Annotated in this window: 18 protein-coding genes and 1 pseudogene; 12 read left to right on the forward strand and 7 right to left on the reverse strand. The window is 44.4% G+C overall.

Features of this window, described 5'->3' with window-relative positions; genetic code table 11:
- The first annotated feature begins 69 nt into the window (after positions 1–69).
- From QFZ80_RS34090 to QFZ80_RS34110, 5 genes and pseudogenes are all read left to right on the forward strand, one after another.
- A complete protein-coding gene (locus tag QFZ80_RS34090; protein ID WP_307550946.1) occupies positions 70–1,293 on the forward strand; it encodes a S1C family serine protease in 1,224 nt (407 codons plus the stop codon).
- 85 nt (positions 1,294–1,378) lie between these two features.
- Positions 1,379–1,546, forward strand: coding sequence for a CxxH/CxxC protein (locus QFZ80_RS34095; protein WP_063860151.1), 168 nt, complete (start codon positions 1,379–1,381; stop codon positions 1,544–1,546).
- Between the two features lie 99 nt (positions 1,547–1,645).
- Positions 1,646–2,125, forward strand: coding sequence for a 23S rRNA (pseudouridine(1915)-N(3))-methyltransferase RlmH (rlmH, locus tag QFZ80_RS34100; protein WP_307550944.1), 480 nt, complete (start codon positions 1,646–1,648; stop codon positions 2,123–2,125).
- A gap of 46 nt (positions 2,126–2,171) precedes the next feature.
- A pseudogene (locus QFZ80_RS34105) lies at positions 2,172–2,329 on the forward strand (winged helix-turn-helix transcriptional regulator); the annotation flags it as partial.
- A 49-nt stretch (positions 2,330–2,378) separates the two neighbouring features.
- The gene (locus QFZ80_RS34110) at positions 2,379–3,020 is read left to right on the forward strand and encodes a MarC family protein (protein ID WP_307550943.1); all 642 of its coding nucleotides are present in this window, start codon (positions 2,379–2,381) and stop codon (positions 3,018–3,020) included.
- A 141-nt stretch (positions 3,021–3,161) separates the two neighbouring features.
- Here QFZ80_RS34110 and QFZ80_RS34115 read toward each other — a convergent pair whose 3' ends face one another.
- Positions 3,162–4,421: a sensor histidine kinase gene (locus QFZ80_RS34115; RefSeq protein ID WP_307550942.1), complete on the reverse strand. Its 1,260-nt coding sequence runs from the start codon at positions 4,419–4,421 to the stop codon at positions 3,162–3,164.
- Entirely contained in the window at positions 4,421–5,098 is a 678-nt protein-coding gene (locus tag QFZ80_RS34120) for a response regulator transcription factor (protein ID WP_307550940.1), read from the reverse strand. The genes QFZ80_RS34115 and QFZ80_RS34120 overlap by 1 nt, the downstream gene beginning before the upstream one ends.
- Positions 5,099–5,312: 214 nt before the next feature.
- On the opposite strand from QFZ80_RS34120, the gene QFZ80_RS34125 reads away from it, so the two are divergent.
- From QFZ80_RS34125 to QFZ80_RS34135, 3 genes are read left to right on the forward strand one after another with little or no spacing between them, the layout of a single operon-like run.
- On the forward strand, positions 5,313–6,050 hold the full coding sequence (locus QFZ80_RS34125) for a polyphosphate polymerase domain-containing protein (protein WP_307550939.1): 738 nt from the start codon (positions 5,313–5,315) through the stop codon (positions 6,048–6,050).
- Positions 6,047–6,727 (forward strand): DUF4956 domain-containing protein, encoded by a 681-nt coding sequence (locus QFZ80_RS34130; protein ID WP_307563123.1) that lies wholly within the window; start codon positions 6,047–6,049, stop codon positions 6,725–6,727. Before QFZ80_RS34125 ends, QFZ80_RS34130 begins: the two co-directional genes overlap by 4 nt.
- A 21-nt stretch (positions 6,728–6,748) precedes the next feature.
- Entirely contained in the window at positions 6,749–8,515 is a 1,767-nt protein-coding gene (locus QFZ80_RS34135) for a carbohydrate-binding domain-containing protein (protein ID WP_307563125.1), read from the forward strand.
- A 140-nt stretch (positions 8,516–8,655) separates the two neighbouring features.
- Here QFZ80_RS34135 and QFZ80_RS34140 read toward each other — a convergent pair whose 3' ends face one another.
- Genes QFZ80_RS34140 through QFZ80_RS34150 form a run of 3 tightly spaced genes read right to left on the reverse strand, consistent with a single transcriptional unit; the run spans position 8,656 to position 9,864 of the window.
- Positions 8,656–8,907, reverse strand: a complete 252-nt coding sequence (locus QFZ80_RS34140) for a YhfC family glutamic-type intramembrane protease (protein WP_307563128.1) — start codon at positions 8,905–8,907, stop codon at positions 8,656–8,658.
- Entirely contained in the window at positions 8,850–9,665 is an 816-nt protein-coding gene (locus tag QFZ80_RS34145; RefSeq protein WP_307563130.1) for a serine hydrolase domain-containing protein, read from the reverse strand. The genes QFZ80_RS34140 and QFZ80_RS34145 overlap by 58 nt, the downstream gene beginning before the upstream one ends.
- Positions 9,613–9,864 (reverse strand): hypothetical protein, encoded by a 252-nt coding sequence (locus tag QFZ80_RS34150; RefSeq protein ID WP_307563132.1) that lies wholly within the window; start codon positions 9,862–9,864, stop codon positions 9,613–9,615. Before QFZ80_RS34150 ends, QFZ80_RS34145 begins: the two co-directional genes overlap by 53 nt.
- Positions 9,865–10,117: 253 nt before the next feature.
- On the opposite strand from QFZ80_RS34150, the gene QFZ80_RS34155 reads away from it, so the two are divergent.
- The 4 genes from QFZ80_RS34155 to QFZ80_RS34170 all read left to right on the forward strand — a co-directional run bounded on the left by QFZ80_RS34155 (position 10,118) and on the right by QFZ80_RS34170 (position 15,805).
- A complete protein-coding gene (locus QFZ80_RS34155; protein WP_307563134.1) occupies positions 10,118–10,690 on the forward strand; it encodes a TetR/AcrR family transcriptional regulator in 573 nt (190 codons plus the stop codon).
- Between the two features lie 59 nt (positions 10,691–10,749).
- Positions 10,750–11,520 (forward strand): SDR family NAD(P)-dependent oxidoreductase, encoded by a 771-nt coding sequence (locus tag QFZ80_RS34160; RefSeq protein WP_307563136.1) that lies wholly within the window; start codon positions 10,750–10,752, stop codon positions 11,518–11,520.
- Positions 11,521–11,866: 346 nt separating this feature from the next.
- The gene (locus tag QFZ80_RS34165) at positions 11,867–12,883 is read left to right on the forward strand and encodes an SDR family oxidoreductase (RefSeq protein WP_307563140.1); all 1,017 of its coding nucleotides are present in this window, start codon (positions 11,867–11,869) and stop codon (positions 12,881–12,883) included.
- Between the two features lie 498 nt (positions 12,884–13,381).
- Positions 13,382–15,805, forward strand: coding sequence for a bifunctional diguanylate cyclase/phosphodiesterase (locus QFZ80_RS34170; protein ID WP_307563142.1), 2,424 nt, complete (start codon positions 13,382–13,384; stop codon positions 15,803–15,805).
- A 95-nt stretch (positions 15,806–15,900) separates the two neighbouring features.
- Here QFZ80_RS34170 and QFZ80_RS34175 read toward each other — a convergent pair whose 3' ends face one another.
- Both QFZ80_RS34175 and QFZ80_RS34180 read right to left on the reverse strand, forming a co-directional pair.
- Positions 15,901–17,640: a glycine betaine ABC transporter substrate-binding protein gene (locus tag QFZ80_RS34175; protein ID WP_307563144.1), complete on the reverse strand. Its 1,740-nt coding sequence runs from the start codon at positions 17,638–17,640 to the stop codon at positions 15,901–15,903.
- Complete coding sequence (locus QFZ80_RS34180; protein WP_307563146.1) at positions 17,640–18,842, reverse strand: quaternary amine ABC transporter ATP-binding protein; 1,203 nt, start codon at positions 18,840–18,842, stop codon at positions 17,640–17,642. Before QFZ80_RS34180 ends, QFZ80_RS34175 begins: the two co-directional genes overlap by 1 nt.
- Between the last annotated feature and the right edge of the window lie 5 nt (positions 18,843–18,847).

Genomic DNA, 18,847 nt, shown 5'->3' on the forward strand with positions numbered 1-18,847 from the left:
CCAAGATAAAATAAACAATCCAAGGCGAGAGCGGCATGGTTTAACCCCCATCAGCGAGGAGGGACCGATATGAGTTTGTTTGATGATGATTTTTATTCCACCAAGAGGTCCAGACAGCGCCAGGATTCTTGGCGTCCCAAAGGGACAGGGGCATTCACAAGCTTCGCGGGTCGCAGACGGAATGTGGCCCTCATTGCTGGCGTAGGCGGAGCGTTGGCCATGCTTTTGCTGATCGGGTTAGTAGGCGGCTTCGGGAAAAGTGACTCGTCTGAGGCGGCGCTAGCTATACCAGCTTCTGCGGCAATGGCGGAAGCACATCCGATGAACATCAACGATTCGGTCGTGGCGGCAACGGAGAAAATAAAGCCTGCTGTGGTCAGCGTTATTTCCTCGAAGAAGGATGATAAAGGGCAAGAGAGCGGACTCGGGATCGGCTCGGGTGTTATTTTCGCAAGGAATGGTGATAAAGTTCGAATTGTGACGAATAGTCACGTTGTTGAGAATGGGAACCAGTTCGAAATTGTTAATTTCCAAGGGGAGCATCGCAAAGCTACTCTTATCGGTCGCGATCGGATTACGGATTTGGCTGTACTGGAAGCAGATGGAAAAGACATCAAAGTACTTGCTGAATTTGGCGACTCCGAAACGCTGCGAGCTGGGGAGATGGCGATTGCAGTAGGGAACCCACTTGGACTTGGATTCTCGCCAACCGTTACCCAAGGTATCATTTCTTCGCCAAAACGAACGATACCGGTTTCGCTGGCACGTGAAGGCACGGATTATGACTGGGAGATGGATGTTATCCAAACGGATGCGGCTATCAACCAAGGGAACAGCGGTGGACCTCTAGTGAATATTGAGGGCAAGGTTATCGGAATCAATTCCATGAAGATATCAGATACGGGTGTGGAAGGGTTAGGTTTTGCCATTCCTATTAATAGTGCGAAGCCAATTATTGAGAGCTTGATCAAGGATCAAAAGGTGAAAAGACCGTTGATGGGTGTTTCGACGCAGGAACTGCAAGCTTTTAAAGGGACGGATGTATTAAAGCTCCCTGCAGATGTTAAGACTGGAGTTATCGTCTTCGATGTGTCGGGACCTGCCAAAGATGCGGGCCTCAAAGCGCAGGATGTCATTGTCCAGTTAGATGACCGCAAAATAGACAGCACAATCTCGCTGCGGAAATATTTGTACACCGAGAAGAAGATCGGCGATAAGGTCAACGTGGTGTACTACCGCGGCGGTAAGAAGCTGAGTGCGGTGGTTACATTGGTTGAAGCGATGGATAAGTGATGAATGATGAAGATACAAGATAAGTGATATTTGAAGAGATACAAGATATGCGTGGACAGAAACATTGCGGATGAGAGGTACTTGCATGCATGTAGTTTGTAAAGATCATGTAGAAATCGCGATTGATGAGTTTGTTGATGAGTATGAGGAAGCTCCGGACATTGTGGATCTGCAGAAGACCCACTTCGCTAGTTGGGAGCCGCCGACGCACTGCGAACACTGCAAGGAGTTAGCGCGATTTCTAGTTGTATGAGGAAGGCGGAGGCCTTCCTTTTTTGTTTGGGTTGGGAGCGGGTCGATCCACACGAACTGGACGAGTTTGATTGGATCAAATGAGGGGAGATTGTCGGATATGCATATACAGATATTAACCGTAGGGAAATTGAAGGAGCGCTATCTCGTGGACGGGATCGCGGAGTATGTGAAGCGCCTTGGGCCGTATGCCAAGGTGCAGATGATCGAGGTGCCGGATGAGAAGGCACCGGAGAACATGAGCCCTGCTGAGGAACAGCAGGTGCGGGTGAAGGAAGGCGAGCGGCTATTAGCCAAGCTCGGATCGGACGTGTACGTCGTGGCGCTGGCTATCGACGGAGAGATGTGGACGAGCGAGCAGCTGGCAGGCTCGCTCGATAAGTTGGCCACCTATGGGCGAAGCCAGGTGGCCTTCGTGATCGGCGGCTCGCTGGGGCTATCGAGCGAGCTGCTGCGCCGTGCGGATATGCGGCTGTCTTTTGGCCGCATGACGCTGCCGCACCAGCTGATGCGGCTGGTGCTGGTGGAGCAGATTTATCGTGCGATGCGGATAAATCGGGGGGAACCGTATCATAAATAACGGTATGATAATGAGGAAAGATTTAGGGTGTGTATCGAATTGAGCATATCCTGAAGTCCCCCCAAAGGTTGAATATTCCATGACTGAACTTAGGATGACTTTATACCCATAGTTGATATGATGTATGATTGGGGAACCAAAAGAATGGTGGCCATTAAGCAGGGAATTCATTCTTTGGAAAAGGACATTACCAATACGGATTAAGAACTATTAAAAAATAGACAAGGAAGAGCATACAACTAGGAGATACTACATGGAACTGTACACATCATTTTTATTGCTGAGCCTCACTTCATTCTTTACACTTATTAATCCACTTGCCATCATGCCCATCTTTATGTCGATGACAGCCGATCTTGAAGCACAGAAGAAAGTCCATACTGCTCGTAAAGCAGTAATTGTTTCATTTTTTACATTGCTCATTTTTTCAACTACGGGCGAATGGGTATTTCACTTTTTCAACATTTCAATTAACAGTTTAAAGATTGTCGGTGGGGTTATTTTCATTTTAATGGGACAGGATATGCTTCAGGCACGACTTGTTCGTACAAAGGTTGATAAAGCGGATGTCGATGCATATGTAAATGATATTTCCATTACACCATTGGCTATTCCAATGATTTGTGGTCCTGGTGCAATTACTAATGGAATTGTTCTTATGGAATCTACGACAAATGTTATGGAGAAGATTATATTAATAGCTGTGATTGCGGTTGTACTTATGCTTACATACATTGTCCTTGTTAACTCAACTACAATTTATCGATTGATTGGTCCAACAGGCAACAATGTGCTAATGCGTTTAATGGGACTAATTGTTATGGTGATTGCCATTGAGTTTATGGTTAGTGGAGCTACGCCAATTATCCAGCAAATTTTGAAAATATCGCCTTAGCGGTGTTACGTTAAACCGTACCGTAAATAGTGGTGAAGAAACGTTTAAAAGCCCTTTCATGGGGCTTTTTTTCGTTAGCTGTAATTGTAGTACTACAGAAAAGAAGCTCATTAGCGGGGTCTGTGGCTCTTCGTCCTACCCTTATGGAAGTTGAACGTAAAACGACGTGGTCTCATTCAGTACACTTTTCGCGTAAATCTTTCCTTTATGCTGCTCGACAATGGATTTGGCTATAGCTAGTCCCAGGCCATAGCCGCCTTGCTTGCGTGAACGAGATGCATCAGCGCGGTAGAAGCGGTCGAAGATTCTTTCCAGGTGCTCGGGTGAGATGCCTTCGCCTGTGTTGGTCACCTTTAGCCTAATATCGTTATGATGCTTCTTGAAGGTTAGTGAGATAGATCCTTTAGCATTGGTGTATTTGATGGCATTATCCAAGAGAATCATGATCACTTGTTTAATTTGCTCGCTGTTGCCGTGTAGGGTCAAGTTAGGTTCAATCTCATAATTAAGTGAAATATTGTTCTCGAACATAACGGCTTCCATCGTTAGAATGACGCTTTCAACAGATTCGCTCACGTTGAAGTTCGTGAAAATCATACTTGCTCTGGAATCATCCATTTCAGTTAGGTACAGGAGATCATTGGTCAACGTCTTCATTCTTTCCGTCTCTGACTTGATACGGTGCAGCCACTTCGATTGATTGTGAATCGTATCTTCGCTATTGGATAAGAGAACGTCCGCATTGGTGTTAATGACGGCTAATGGCGTTTTCAATTCGTGGGAAGCGTCGGCGATAAATTGCTTCTGTTTATTGAAGGCTTCTCTGACCGGAGCGATGGAGCGGTTTGCAAAAAATCGGCTCGTAAAGAAGATGACGATGAGCATAACCAATCCCACGATGGAGAACGTATAAACTAGATTCTTAAGGATGTTCTGCTGAGCAGTGACGTCGAGGTAGACGACGGAATTTCCCGTTTCATTTTTCTGCACGATATAAGCCCATGTATTGCCATCTAGGTTAAATTGGCCGTTATCCGAGTTATTGGAGGCGGCTTTCTTTATTGCAAGGTCGTAGAATTCGGTGTCCATGTCAAATCGGGATTTGGTGGCTGTGATCTTCCACTGTGCGTCTGTTTGCAATAAGAAAGAGACTGAGCGTTCCGGCGAAAGGTTGGCATTTACCTTGGACTCTTGTGGGGGATGATCCCCGTCTGGTCGCGGCTCTCCCTTTTTTCCGCTAGGCTTGAGGAAGAAGTCGGATACTTTATGCAGCTCCATTTCGATATCGCGCTGTACATTCTGATAGGTAATCGTATAAATGGCAGCAAAGGCCAAGAGCATGATGAAAGAGATGATGACCAAGTTAGCGATAAGAAATCGATTGCGAAGCTTGCTGAACATTAGGAGGTCACCTCCAATACATAGCCTACGCCTCTAATGGTGTTTATTCGGACTGACGAATTTAGAAATGCAATTTTTTTTCGTAAAAATGAGATGTAAACTTCCACGTTGTTATGTTCAACCTCGGAATCGAAACCCCAAAGCTTTTCGATGATCTGTTCTTTAGATGTTACCGAAAGCTTCCTCGACATCAGCAGCTCCAGTAATTCGCTTTCTTTTAAAATCAGCTTGAGTTCCTTTCCTTTGCACGTAAGCTTGAGATTCCCTGTATTCAATTCGATATCTCCGAACTTTAACGCATCCTCCGGCACAACCTCGCCCTTGCGTCTTAAAGCCGCTCTAATTCTCGCGAGCAGTTCCTCGGTCGAAAACGGTTTGGCTACATAGTCGTCTGCGCCGTAATCCAGACCTGAGATCTTATCGGATATTTCGCCCCTAGCTGTAAGCAAGATAACGGGAGTCGAGATCCCTTTGCTGCGAATTGTCTTCAATAAGGTGATGCCATCCATCTCAGGCAACATAATGTCGAGCAATAACAGATCATATATGCCGCTTAATGCATGATCCAGCCCAGATTGGCCATCATGAACGGCGTCGACGGAGTAATTGTGTTTTTTTAAGATTTGGGTTAAAGCCTCAGCTAAATGAACTTCATCTTCTACAATTAATATTCTCATGAATGCTTCCCCTTTTTATGTCAGTTTGATAAAGCCGCGCTGCATGACTTCATTATAGGGATCGAACCTTTAATCAAACTTAATCTTAACACGAGCCTAGAGCTTAACAAAAAATTAACATGGCATTCGACATTTAAGTTTCACTAAAGGTTCGAGGGCTAATATACAGACATGAAGCAGCAAGCACTTGCAAAGGAGAAAGGGGAACATCACCATGGCGATTGAAGTATTCAACCGATATGAAAACAAGTATCTGATGGATAGCAAAGCCTTTTACGTTTTATATAACCGATTGCTTGAATATATGGAGCTCGATGAATACAACAAAAACGATAAGTTCTATTCGATAAGCAACATGTATTACGATACCGAACATGATTCTTTAATCAGGAATAGCTTGGCGAAACCAAAGTACAGGGAGAAACTCCGAATAAGAGCCTACGGCATTCCTGAAGAGGATGGCAAGGTGTACTTAGAGCTTAAGAAGAAGGTGTTCGGTTTAGTGAACAAAAGAAGAACGGCGCTAATGCTGAACGAGGCTTATGATTTTGCCCGCTCTGGTGTTGAGCCGGAATTCAAGTCTTATATGAACAAGCAAGTTATCCAGGAAATCAAATACTTCCTTCAGCGATATGACCTGCAGCCCAAAGTGTATCTGGCTTATGACCGAATTGCGATGTTTTGCAAAAATAACCGAGATCTGCGGATTACATTTGATACGAATATCCGATCTAGGAGGTATGACCTCAAGCTTGAAAATGGGGATCAAGGGGAATCGCTAATCAGCCGCGGGCAATGGTTGATGGAAGTGAAGGCGGAGAAAACAATACCCCTCTGGTTGTCGAGAATGCTGTCGGAACACCATATGTTTCGAACAAGCTTCTCCAAGTACGGTAATGAATACAAAAAAATGCGAAATGAAAGATTTGCGGGGGAGAGAATTCAATTATGATAGAATCCATTTTTGCTCAGGCGGCATCGAGTTCGGAGTTAACCTTAGTCCATGCGTTGTTAACCATCCTGATTTCTATCGCACTAGGTGCGATTATCAGCTTCACTTATATGAAAACTCAACCTATGTATAATCAGAGTTTCACTTTGACAATGATTGTGCTGCCTGTGATTATAGCGGTTATTATCCTGTTGATCGGCAACAACATCGCTAGAGCTTTTAGTCTTGCCGGAGCATTTTCCATTATCAGGTTTAGAAGCGCTCCCGGAGATCCGAAAGATATCGCGTTCGTCTTATTCACAATGGCTGCAGGACTGGCTTGCGGCGTAGGATCATTCGGTTACGCGGTGCTGTTCACGATTGCTCTTTGCTTACTCATGTTTTTTCTGAAAGCTATCAAATTTGGAGCTAAAAAATCCGCACAGAAATTGCTGAAAGTCACGATCCCAGAAAATTTGGGGTACGAAGAAGCTTTTGATGAGATCTTCAAGACTTTTAAGATTGATTACGAGTTGAGAAAGGTTAGAACGACCGAGCTGGGTAGTTTGTATGAGCTTGTATACCTGGTTACCATTGATCATCTCACGAACCAGAAAGAATTCCTCGATGCTGTCAGGTGCAGGAACGGAAACTTGGATATTACCCTAACGATGAGTCCAACCGTATCAGAATACTAAAATGAGAGAGGTAGATGAGATATGAAAAAACTTTTAATAACAAAACAAGCGGGAGTAGTTCTATTATGTGCTGTTATAGCATCAGCATGCAGCAATCAAACCGACACTTCAACTTCCAATACAGAGGCCTCACCGACTGTATCGGTTCAACCGACGGCAACCGCCGCGTCAGGGGTACAAGCAACCAGTACCGATTTAATCCAGAAGGTTGAGTATGCCGACGATGACAAGTACATGGATTGGAGTGCATCCAATCCTACCGAAATCAAGCTGAATGGTACCACGGCAACGATTAACGGGTCAGGGGCAGAGGCGAAGGAAAGCACCGTTTCGATCACAGCGGCCGGAACGTATGTAGTGAGCGGGAAACTGGATAACGGTCAAATCGCTGTTAACGTAAAGGATGAAGGAATCGTTCGCTTGGTATTAAACGGAGCGGAGATTTATAACAGCAATACCTCGGCTATCTTCGTCGAAGAAGCAGGGAAGACGATTATCTCATTGCCAGAGGGAACAACGAATCTGGTATCAGACGGAAAAACGTACGTCTACCCGGATGCGTCAACAGACGAACCCAATTCGGCTATCTTCAGCAAAGACGATCTTACGATCAATGGTACCGGAAAGCTCGTTGTTCAAGGAAATTATAACAATGGGATCACGAGTAAGGATAAGCTGAAAATAACGGGAGGAACACTTGATATTCATGCCGTTGACGATGCACTTATGGGGCGCGATTTGGTGGCTGTCCAAGAAGGCAGTATGACCATAGAAGCGGGAGGACACGGGATCAAAACGTCGAACGATACAGAGGGCTCCGAAGGTTACATTGACATTGCCGGCGGTTCGTTAAACATCAATTCCGGTGAAGATGCCTTGCACAGCAGCGGCGGTCTTCACGTAAATGGGGGAGAAGTGCTTATTAATGCCGGCGACGATGGAATCCATGCGGAGGTCTCGATCGTAATCGCGGGAGGCACGATCGATATCGCCAATAGCAATGAAGGGATCGAAGCCCCTATGGTCGTGATCTCAGACGGTAAAACAAGTGTTGTCTCGAGTGACGACGGCGTGAATATCTCATCGGGAGATGCCGAAACCGCTGGTGGAGGTGGGCTCGGTGGACCTGGTGGAAATCAATCTGGCACCGCTTCAAGCAACAAACTTACGATTAGCGGAGGGAATCTAACGGTTGATTCGAAAGGCGATGGTTTAGATTCGAACGGTTCGATTGCAATGACCGGCGGTACTGTTATCGTTAATGGGCCAATTGAGAACGGCAATGGCTCCTTGGATTACGACGGGACATTCGAAATGACGGGCGGATTTCTGGTTGCCGCAGGCAGCTCCGGCATGGCGCAAGCCACGTCCGAGCAATCGACACAGCCAGGCGTACTGATGATCTATTCGAAAGCGCAGCAAGCAGGCGCTATGGTTCATCTGGAAGATAGCGATGGCAATACGGTTCTAACATTTACACCGCCGAAAAGCTATCAGTCTTTGTTCGTCAGCTCCCCGACAATGAAGAAGGATGCTTCGTACACGCTTAGCTCGGGAGGAACGTCGACTGGTAGTCAAGTGAACGGCCTCTATGACGGCGGCGAGTACCAAGGTGGCACTAAGGTGGTTGATTTTACAACGTCGAGTGTCATAACCTGGTTGTCCGAATCGGGTGTGACCGCGGCAAGAAGCGGGATGGGAGGGCCCGGCGGCAATCGAGGACAGGGCGGAGGCAGAGGTGGAATGCCACCGGCAGGTGGTGGAGAACCGCTGCAAAGGACGCAGTAATTGATCAAGTTAGCTCACGAATTTCCAAGGGTGATCGAGGCTGTCTTCGAGGATCACTGCGAATTAAAGGGTACCCAATTCGGGTGCCCTTTAAATTCGCCTTTTACAGAGAGCCGTGGAGAGAAACTACATGTTACAATTTAGCAAACCATTTCTTTGACTTCACAATCACAATTACGGCAACGAGCCCCCATAGCCACACTATACATTCGATTACCCACAACGGTAACATCTTGGCTTGATAAAGACCCGCAAAAAAAATCGATTAGAGCATGAATCAAAACCGCATAAAGCAAGTACACGGCCTTTCTTGTCCGAATCCCGTACAAAACAGTTAATGAAAGTGCAATTTGGATAAATTCGCCGGTATGCGCTCGAACGCGCCTAACCAATATTCATGTTGCGGTGTATGAATCATTCGGTCTTTGAGCCTGTAGCGAGGTCGGTTTTGAACAACTCCTTTGTAAGCAGGGTAGTTGTGCCAGTGCGTAGTAGAACCATCCTTCTCTCTGAAGAACATCCAGCCATAACCGATGCCGATCCCCCTGCTCGGGAAAATGTCATGCTGCGCTTTCCTGCATTCCGCAAGCGCGGCAGACAGGGAGTGATCGGCGTCACTCAAATGAGCTTCCATGTAATGAAGCATATCGTAAACAGTCGAACGAACGGCCCCAGCTCCAGCCATCGTATCCCCAAAATCCCAATGCGGCACCGGTTTCCCCTTGGCATTGAAGACGGGAAGCAGATGATCACGTTGGACATCAGGAAGTTGTACAGCACTATTGGTCATTCCAAGAGGTTTAAACACTAGATCGCGCAAGGCTTCATCCAGGCTAACGCCTAATCGTCTCGACAACAGCCAACCCAGCAAACCAAAACCATAATTGGAATAGCTATGTTTATTGCTTTTCTTCAGACTTTCAGATGCAACAGCGCTGATTAAATCGTCATCCTTGTAATTCGCATAAGGATTCAGTCGATCGATGATGGTTCCTTTCATATTTTTAGGCACTTCTGGTAGACCGGACGTGTGAGTAGCCAGATGCAGCAAAGTTGTCCCTCTGACAAATGGGCTGGAGGACCATTCAGGAACGAAGTCAGACAGCCGGTCGGAACGACGCCAGACGCCATTCTGCTCGCCGATTGCCAATAACAGGCCCAGTCATTGTTTTGGTAATCGAGCCAATCTCATATAGGAATTTGGATGAATCAACTCCGTTGCCCTGTCCCGAAGTCCAGATCGAACGCGTGGAATGGTGAACCAATCCGACGGTTAACTGATGGTTGGGGCGTTCCGTCCATCGCCGAATACGCTTTTCCGACATGCATGCCGTAAACTGCTTGTTCATTCACGTCATTCCTCCTTTAGACGAAGGTCATTATATTTAAATGATATCATGACGATATTACATTTAGAAAAAATTTCAAGTTACTCCAACAAAAGAAATGATGCTGAAAATAGCCATCTTGTCGATGGTCTAATCTCAGAAATCGGATCAGATCCGGGATGTCTAATAAGTTGACTGTGTGTCGCCTTGTTTTCAGTCAAGAGGTAGAGAAAAAACATTTGACAGACTACCTACTGATAGGTAATATATGGGTATGAACAATAACACTTTGGATTATATTTTGGATACTGCACAGCTGCTGGTTCAAACACTAGGATATAATGCATTCAGTTATGCAGACATCTCAAAAGAAGTCGGAATTCGCAAAGCAAGCATTCATTATCATTTCCCAAACAAAGCAGACTTGGGAGAGGCATTAGTCGCTCGGTATCATGATAAATTTACTCATGCTTTAACTCAAATTGATGAGCTAACACAAAATGACTTGGAAAAGCTGCGTAAATTCACTACGCTTTACAAAGCTGGACCCATGGAAGACTTTCGTCTCTGCTTAGGTGTGATGTACTCAACTGACTACATTACGTTACCAGAGAAAGTGCAAGACAGACTCACCCGTTACTTTTCCGTCAATCTGACATGGCTGGAGCAAGTAATGAATCATGGATTAAAAGCGGGAACGCTAACCTTCAAAGGTACAGCAAAGACTCAAGCCCATAAGTTTCTTGCAGCACTTCAAGGCGCACAATTGCTCGCACGCAGTTTTAAAGACATTGAGAAATTCGATGAGATAGCCGAAGAATTAATAACTGCTTTAGCTAATAACTAAAGCAGTTATTTTCTAAATATAAACTACCTATTGATAGGTAGATGAGGGAGATTATAAAAATGAACTTTCAAGGAAAAGTGGCTATTATTACAGGTGGCGGCAGTGGCATGGGAAAAGCAACAGCGATTCAATTAGTAAAATTGGGAGCGAATGTTGTTATCAATGGCCGTCGGGAGCAAGTATTAATGGATGCTGCGAGAGAAATTGATCCAACAGGAGAACACGTGCTTACGGTAGCAGGAGATATAAGAAATCTTGAAACCTCTACAAAGATTGTTGAAGAAACCGTTAAAAAATTTGGCGGTGTCGACATTTTGATTGCAAGCACAGGAATTTTTAAGCCAACACCTTTTCTAGATCATACCGAGACAGACTTTAACTCTTATATGGATACCATAGTGAAAGGAACGTTTTTTATCGCGCAAGCTGTCATCCCTGAAATGATAAAGCGTGGTAGCGGAGCAATCGTCTCTGTTGGTTCCATGTGGGCGACTCAAGCTATTGGTGCTACACCTTCAAGTGCATACTCAGCTGCCATGGCGGGTAGACACGCGTTAACACGCAATCTAGCCATAGAATTTGCCAAAGATCAAATTCGTGTCAATACTGTCGCTCCTGCTGTAGTAGAAACACCCGTTTACAATAGCTTCGTCCCCCAAGATCAAATTAGAAATGTATTAGATAGTTTTCATGCATTTCATCCACTTGGAAGAATTGGTCAGCCTAAGGATATGGTATCCGCCATCTTATTCTTGGCTAGTGAGGAAGCAAGCTGGATTACGGGAGCTATTTTACCTGTTGATGGTGGTGTAACTGCTGGCAAACATTAACTTCACTATGTAATAGAAACCTAGTAGTTAGAAGATCCAGATATGGCAAAGCTAGTTCCATTAATAGGGTCTCTTCTCACAACAGCCCATAAAACAAAGAGGCTTTCCTTAATCAGGAGGGCCTCTTCTTTTCATCCTCAATTCGTAAATAGGCCATACACAAATCCAAGGAGCAATGTACCTACCGCGCCGATCCGAATGATCTGATCGCTCACTGGCAACGCTGCTTTTTAAGCGAATTGCTTGGCTCCAAGGGGAGGTTTTCTGATAGCAACGTCGAATGATTGAGTAACAAGATCTGTTAAATTGTATGGAAGATATCAACATTAACGGAGGGAGATTTGATATGAGAGCGCTATTTATTGGAGGTACAGGGACGATTAGCTCTGCAATCACCAAGCAGTTGTTAGAAAAAGGATGCGAGCTTTATCTTTTAAATAGAGGTACAAGGAATGAGGACTTGCCAGCTGGCGTAAACATTTTGAAAGCGGATATTAATGATGAAGATCATGTATCTAAGCTTATTGAAAACTTGGAGTTTGATGTCGTTGCAGATTTCATAGCATTTAAGCCGGTTCAGTTGGAAAGAGATTATCGCTTATTTAAGGGTAAAACGAAACAATTTATGTTTATTAGCTCGGCTTCTGCCTACCAAACCCCTTTATCCGATTATAGAATTACAGAGGGAACTCCTTTATCAAACCCATATTGGGAGTATTCCAGAAATAAGATTGCGTGTGAAGAATATTTAATGAAGCAGTATCGTGAGAAAGGCTTTCCGATAACGATCGTAAGACCGAGTCACACCTATAGTGAACGTTCGATTCCACTTGGCGTACATGGAAGTAAGGGTACCTGGCAGGTTGCTAAGCGAATGCTGGAGAACAAGCCCGTCATCATTCATGGAGATGGTACTTCCCTGTGGACAATGACACACAATAGTGAGTTTGCTAAAGGTTTTATTGGTTTAATGGGCAATATTCATGCGATTGGTGAGTCCGTTCATATTACTTCAGATGAGACGGTTACCTGGAATCAAATTTACGAGGTAATTGCTGATGCCCTTGGAGTGAAACTTAAAGCAGTCCATGTTTCATCTGAATTTCTGGCTGCATGCAGTAAGGAGGATTACAGAGGTGGGTTGCTAGGAGATAAGGCTAATTCGGTCGTATTTGATAATTCAAAGCTGAAACGACTTGTTCCCGAATTTGTTGCAAACACGCGATTTGATCAAGGGATTAGGCAAACGATCGCCTACATTCTAGCCCATCCTGAACATCAAACAGAGGATAAGGAATTTGATCATTGGTGTGATAAGGTTATCCATGCATTAGATGCTGCTGTAAGGAATATAACTGAATAGGTCATTCCAAAGGTAGGGATCAGCCATGTATTGGTTATTTTTAATCATTATTTTGATATGCGTTCTTATTTTTTTGTTCATGTTTGCACGCAAGGCTAGAGATAAACTAGAGACAAGAAAAGTAGTTCAATTATCACTTAAACAAAAGAAGAATTCGGTGAATAAACAGAACAAACAAACTTGTAGTTTTTGTCGAAAAAAAGCCAAACGTCTTTATTTTTATTCATCCGAAAGCGGTCAGGTATTAGGAGTCTGTGATCCATGTAAACCGCAAGCGGAGCGGCGAGCTTTGATGAGAATATGACCTACTATGAAGGCTCGTTGGTGATAATGCAAAAGTCAAAGAAAAGGTCAGGAGAGCTTTTTCCTAGCCTTTTCTTTTTGTGTTGATTAAAGATGCTTCCTTCCATAAAGGTGGAATTATCTAAGCAGGGAATAGGAGGAAACTAGTCGAATATAATTGGAAATTGTCGTTTTCTGAGACAAATAAGGAGAAACATGATGGAGAGACTCTCAAACACCTATGACTTCCCCCTAGTCCTTCTTTCTATTATAATCGCCATTATTGCTTCATTTGCTGCATTGGATCTAGGAATTCGTATACATAAAGCAAAAGGCAATGCCCGTTACATATGGTTATCTGGCGGAGCATTTGCGATGGGGATGGGCATTTGGTCCATGCATTTTATAGCTATGCTTGCATTCCATTTGTCTATTCCGGTCACTTACAATGTAACGCTGGTCATTGTTTCGATTCTTCCTGCCATTTTTTCATCGGGGTTAGCATTGCATATGGTAAGTCAACCTTCTATGCGTACATTCCAAGTCATCATAGGTGCCCTTTTCATTGGGATTGGAATTGTTTCTATGCACTATACCGGGATGGAAGCCATGGTGATGGAAGCAACAATTACATATAATCGTTTTCTATGGGCTCTTTCTGCCATCATCGCATTTGTCGTATCATTAGTAGCCTTACTTCTATTGTTTTGGGCGAAACAAAATTCGAATAAACCGGATTTTGGGTGGAGAAAAGTAGGAAGTGCTGTCATTATGGGGGTTGCTATATCAGGCATGCATTTCACTGGGATGTCGGCAGCAACGTTCACACACGATCATAACCATATCAGCTTGTCGGGATCATCGTTCGATAATACTCTTCTAGCGTATTCGATTGGCATTGGCATGCTGATCATTCTGGGATTGGTGTTTATCAGCACTTTTGTTGAGAACCGTTTTGAATCACAATCTTTGGGGTCAGAAAGAAAATTCCGTTCCGTGATCGAGTCCGCTAACGACGCTATTATTTTAGCCGACAGCAAGGGTACCATTATTTCATGGAACACCGGAGCCCAGCTCATTTTTGGGTATCAAGAAAAAGATATTTTAGGTAAAATGCTGCAAATCTTAATACCTGAACGATACAGAGAAGCTCATAAAAAAGGAATGGAACGTTACCTTACCACAGGCAAACCTCACGTTATTGGGAAAACCGTCGAATTACAAGGACTGAGAGAAGACGGAAGTGAATTTCCAATCGAAATTTCCCTTGCAGCGTGGGTAGAGGAAGGAAATACCTACTTCAGCAGCATCATTCGAGATATTACGGAACGCAAAAAAACGGAAGAAAAAATCAATCATATGGTATATCTTGATCCTTTGACAGGATTGCCAAATCGACGTTTACTCAATGATCGCCTCACGCAAGCATTGGATCAGGCAAGTGAAAATAAACAAATTATAGGGATTATGTTTATCGATTTGGATCGTTTCAAATATATCAACGACACGCTAGGACATGCCATAGGTGATCGTTTATTGATTGAGGTTGCCAAACGAATTAAAGGCTGCATGGGTAAAATGGATACCGTTTCACGCCAAGGTGGAGATGAATTTATTGTGCTTCTCCCCAATATTACTTCTGACGACATTACGAAAAAAGCCCAAAAAATAGTCAACGTATTCACGCAATCGGTTGTGTTAAGCGATCACGAGATGTTTCTAACCCCATCCATTGGGATCAGTTTATATCCATCCGATGGCAGGGATATAGAAACCTTGATCAAGAATGCGGATACAGCCATGTACCGTGTAAAGGAGCAAGGAAAAAATAATTTCCAGTTTTATACACCTGACATGAATGAAGCGGTGTCCCAAAAGATGAAGTTAGAGATGGGACTGCGCAAAGGTTTGGAACGCGGCGAATTTAAGGTTTACTATCAACCGCAGATTGATGTCATTTCCGGTAAAGTGATTGGTGTAGAAGCCCTGATCCGTTGGCAGCATCCGGAATGGGGAAATATATCGCCCGATGAGTTTATCCCCTTAGCCGAGGAGACTGGATTGATCATTCCAATAGGCGAATGGGTGCTTTATGAAGCATGCCTCCAAAATAAAATTTGGCAAAATACAGGCTATCCACCTTTACGTATCGCTGTAAATATATCTTCCCGTCAATTTCAACAAAACAATTTATTTGAGGTGGTCAGTAAAACTTTAAAAGACACGGAGCTTGACCCTCAATATCTTGAGCTTGAACTCACGGAAAGCATCATCCAAGATTCGAAGTATGCAATTACTACGATGCAGAAACTAAAAGCAATGGGTATTCATCTATCCATTGACGATTTTGGAACCGGATATTCTTCTTTAAGTTATTTGAAACTATTCCCTATCGACAGTTTAAAAATCGATCGCTCTTTTACAAGTAATATTTTTGAGGATTCAAAGGATGCAGCACTTGTTCATACCATCATCGATATGGCACATAATCTGGATTTAAAAGTGATTGCGGAAGGTGTTGAAACGCAGGAGCAGTTACATTTCCTTCAACAGAGACAATGTAACGAAGCGCAAGGATACTTTATTAGCCGCCCAGTATCGGGTGAAGAACTTTCCATTTTCTTAAAGAACCGTTCATAATAGTAGTAGTAGACGCCACCCTTGAGAAGGTGATCCTCATACAAAAATGACTGGACAAGTATATACTTATCCAGTCATTTACGTATTACATCCCGCTATCTTTTAGCCAGATCCTCAATGGAAGTAATGTTCATATATTTGGGAACAACTAGACCGAGCTTGGTTCCAATCAGGTTGGGTCCCAAGTCCTCGAATTTACCTTTAAACTTCTCATAATAATCTTTATGCGTGGTTGGCAGCCAAGCTGCAACCATGGCATCGGCATCCCCGCTAGCGATACCCGCCCACATGGGTCCTGCCTCCACCTGAAGCATGTCCACTTGGTATCCCAGCTTGCTTTCCAGCACGTATTTAACCACATTTGTACTCGCAATTTCAGAATCCCACGCTACATAGGCAAGCTTTAACTTCTTCCCATTCGCTTTGGGAATACCGCTAATCCATGCATTCACTTTATCCGGGTTAGTCTCCACCCACTGCGAGGCCGACTCCTCGGGTTTCTGACCCTCTTGGATTTTCGCCATCACTTGTTCCATATCTGCAGGTTTCCACTGAAATTTATCGAGGAATTGGTAGGCTGAAGGATGATCGGCTTGTAAATGGAGACGTACAATCGTGTGAATCTCCTCATCTCCACCGAATACGTTTTTTGGATCCGTCAAATATTTTAGATCATACTTAGAAAACATCCAGTGTGGTGTCCAACCGGTTACAATAATGGGCTTGCCTTCCTTATAGGCTTTGTCTAAGGCAATAGTCATAGCCGTACTGGAACCCTCAATTAGCTTCCATGAGGTAAGATTATAAGCCGTAAGTGCTTTTTCCGAAGCATTCATTAAGCCGGAACCGGGGTCAATGCCAATAATGCTGTAACCCACCTGGTCTCCAACAAACGTACTATTCGAAACAGGAGCTTTCTTCCCTATTCCAATTAAGATAGCAATGATGCAGAAAGCGGCTATGGCTGTGATTACCAAGGGCTTCTTTAATGCGAAAGACTTGTTCCCTTTTCTTTTCTTTCCAATGACGCTCTGTGTTAATCGGTCCAGAAGGATAGCCAAAACGACAACAGCAAGTCCTGCCTCAAATCCCTGGCCCGTCTTCAATTGAGTCACCGCCCGGTATACGTCGGCTCCGACGCCCTGTGCTCCAATCATTGAAGCAATGACCACCATCGATAGAGACAGCATAATGGTTTGGTTGATCCCGGCTAATATGGTAGGCAATGCCAATGGAAACTGTACTTTGAAAAGCTTCTGAGCCGGGGTTGACCCGAATGCATCCGCAGCTTCCACTAAATCGGCAGGTACCTGCAGGATACCGAGGTTCGTTAAGCGTATGGTCGGCGGAATAGAGAAAATAACGGAGGCGATAACCCCTGGTACCACGCCAAGACCGAAAAAAGTAACCGCGGGAATGAGGTATACAAACGCCGGCATCGTCTGCATAAAATCCAACATCGGGGTCAATGTACTCCTCACCGAACGGTTTCTGGCACACCAGATCCCGAGTGGCAGTCCAAGAATAATGGAAATAAGGGCAGAGGTTAAAACCAAAGCCAATGTGTCCATTGTGGAGTCCCAGTATCCGAGATTACGGATAAGCAGCAATCCGAGCACGGCGAATAGCGCCAACCGCCACTTGCCGAAATAGTAAGCAAGGAGCGTTAGAAGTATGATAACAACGATAGCGGGGAAGGCATGAAATAAGAAAGTAAATCCGCCTACGATCCCACTAATGACGGATGAGAAGAAGTTAAACAGGAAGGCAAAGTGGGTATTGAACCAACTGATGATGGACTCGACCCAGCGGTCCAAAGGAATTTTCGTGAACATTAGGGGTTCACCTTCTTGTCAGTAATATCATGGGTGCCTGCGATAGCAGCTAGGACTGCGCCACGAACTATAATGCCTAGTAAACGGCCTTTTTCATCGACCACTGTAACCGGAATTTTAGCACTGCTAATAAGCTCGAAGCATTCATTTAAATGGATATCAGGCGGGACTGTAAGCACATCACGGATGACGATATCCCCAATCGTTTTATGATCTTTGACTGCAAGAACTGCATCTTCTGCAGTAATGGCGCCAATGAGCCGTTTTGCTTTGTCCACAACGTACAGGTTCGAAATCCCACTATCCTGCATTAACTGCAAGGCAACCCTAGGTCCTCGTTCCAAAGTGATTGTTTCTGGCCTGCGCATCACGTGTGCAGCCGTTAATACTTTGGACAGATCGACATCCTCTACGAATCGTTCCACGTACTTGTTCGCTGGATTCATTAATATTTCTTCCGGTGTCCCAATTTGGACAACGGAACCCTCTCGCATAAGAGCGATTCTGTCACCAATTCGCAAGGCTTCGTCCAAATCATGTGTAATGAAAATAATTGTCTTTTTCATTTTATCCTGGAGCTCCAGCAGTTCATCCTGCATATCTTTACGAATTAAAGGATCCAGTGCGCTGAACGCCTCATCCATGAGCAAAACATCAGGATCGTTCGCCAAAGCGCGCGCTAGTCCAACCCGCTGCTGCATGCCTCCGCTCAGTTGGTCGGGATGGCTGTCCTCCAATCCTTTTAAACCGACAAGCTCCAAAGATTCCAGCGCCTTTTGCCGATTGGCCTGCTTGGATCCGCCTTGAATCTCCAGTCCAAACTCCACATTCTCAATGATTGTTTTATGCGGAAACAAGGAGAATTTCTGGAAAACCATACTGATCTTGCGACGCCTAACTTGACGAAGCTGTTCATGGTTCATCGAAACAATGTTCTCGCCATCAATGAGAATTGTTCCAGAGGTGGGTTCAATCAGACGATTCAATAGACGAACCAGCGTAGATTTACCGCTTCCGGACAATCCCATAATTACGAAGATTTCGCCAGCCTGTATGGTGAAATTGACCTTATTTACACCAATGGTATGCTTCGTTTCTTCGTATATTTGCTTTTTGGACCATCCTTTATCAAGAAGCAAAAGGGCCTTCTTGGGATCTTGTCCGAATACCTTTGTCAAATTATTGACTTCAACAATGTGCATAGTTA

Origin of the sequence: Paenibacillus sp. V4I7, from assembly GCF_030817275.1 — a bacterium.
In the GTDB taxonomy this organism is placed as follows: domain Bacteria; phylum Bacillota; class Bacilli; order Paenibacillales; family NBRC-103111; genus Paenibacillus_E.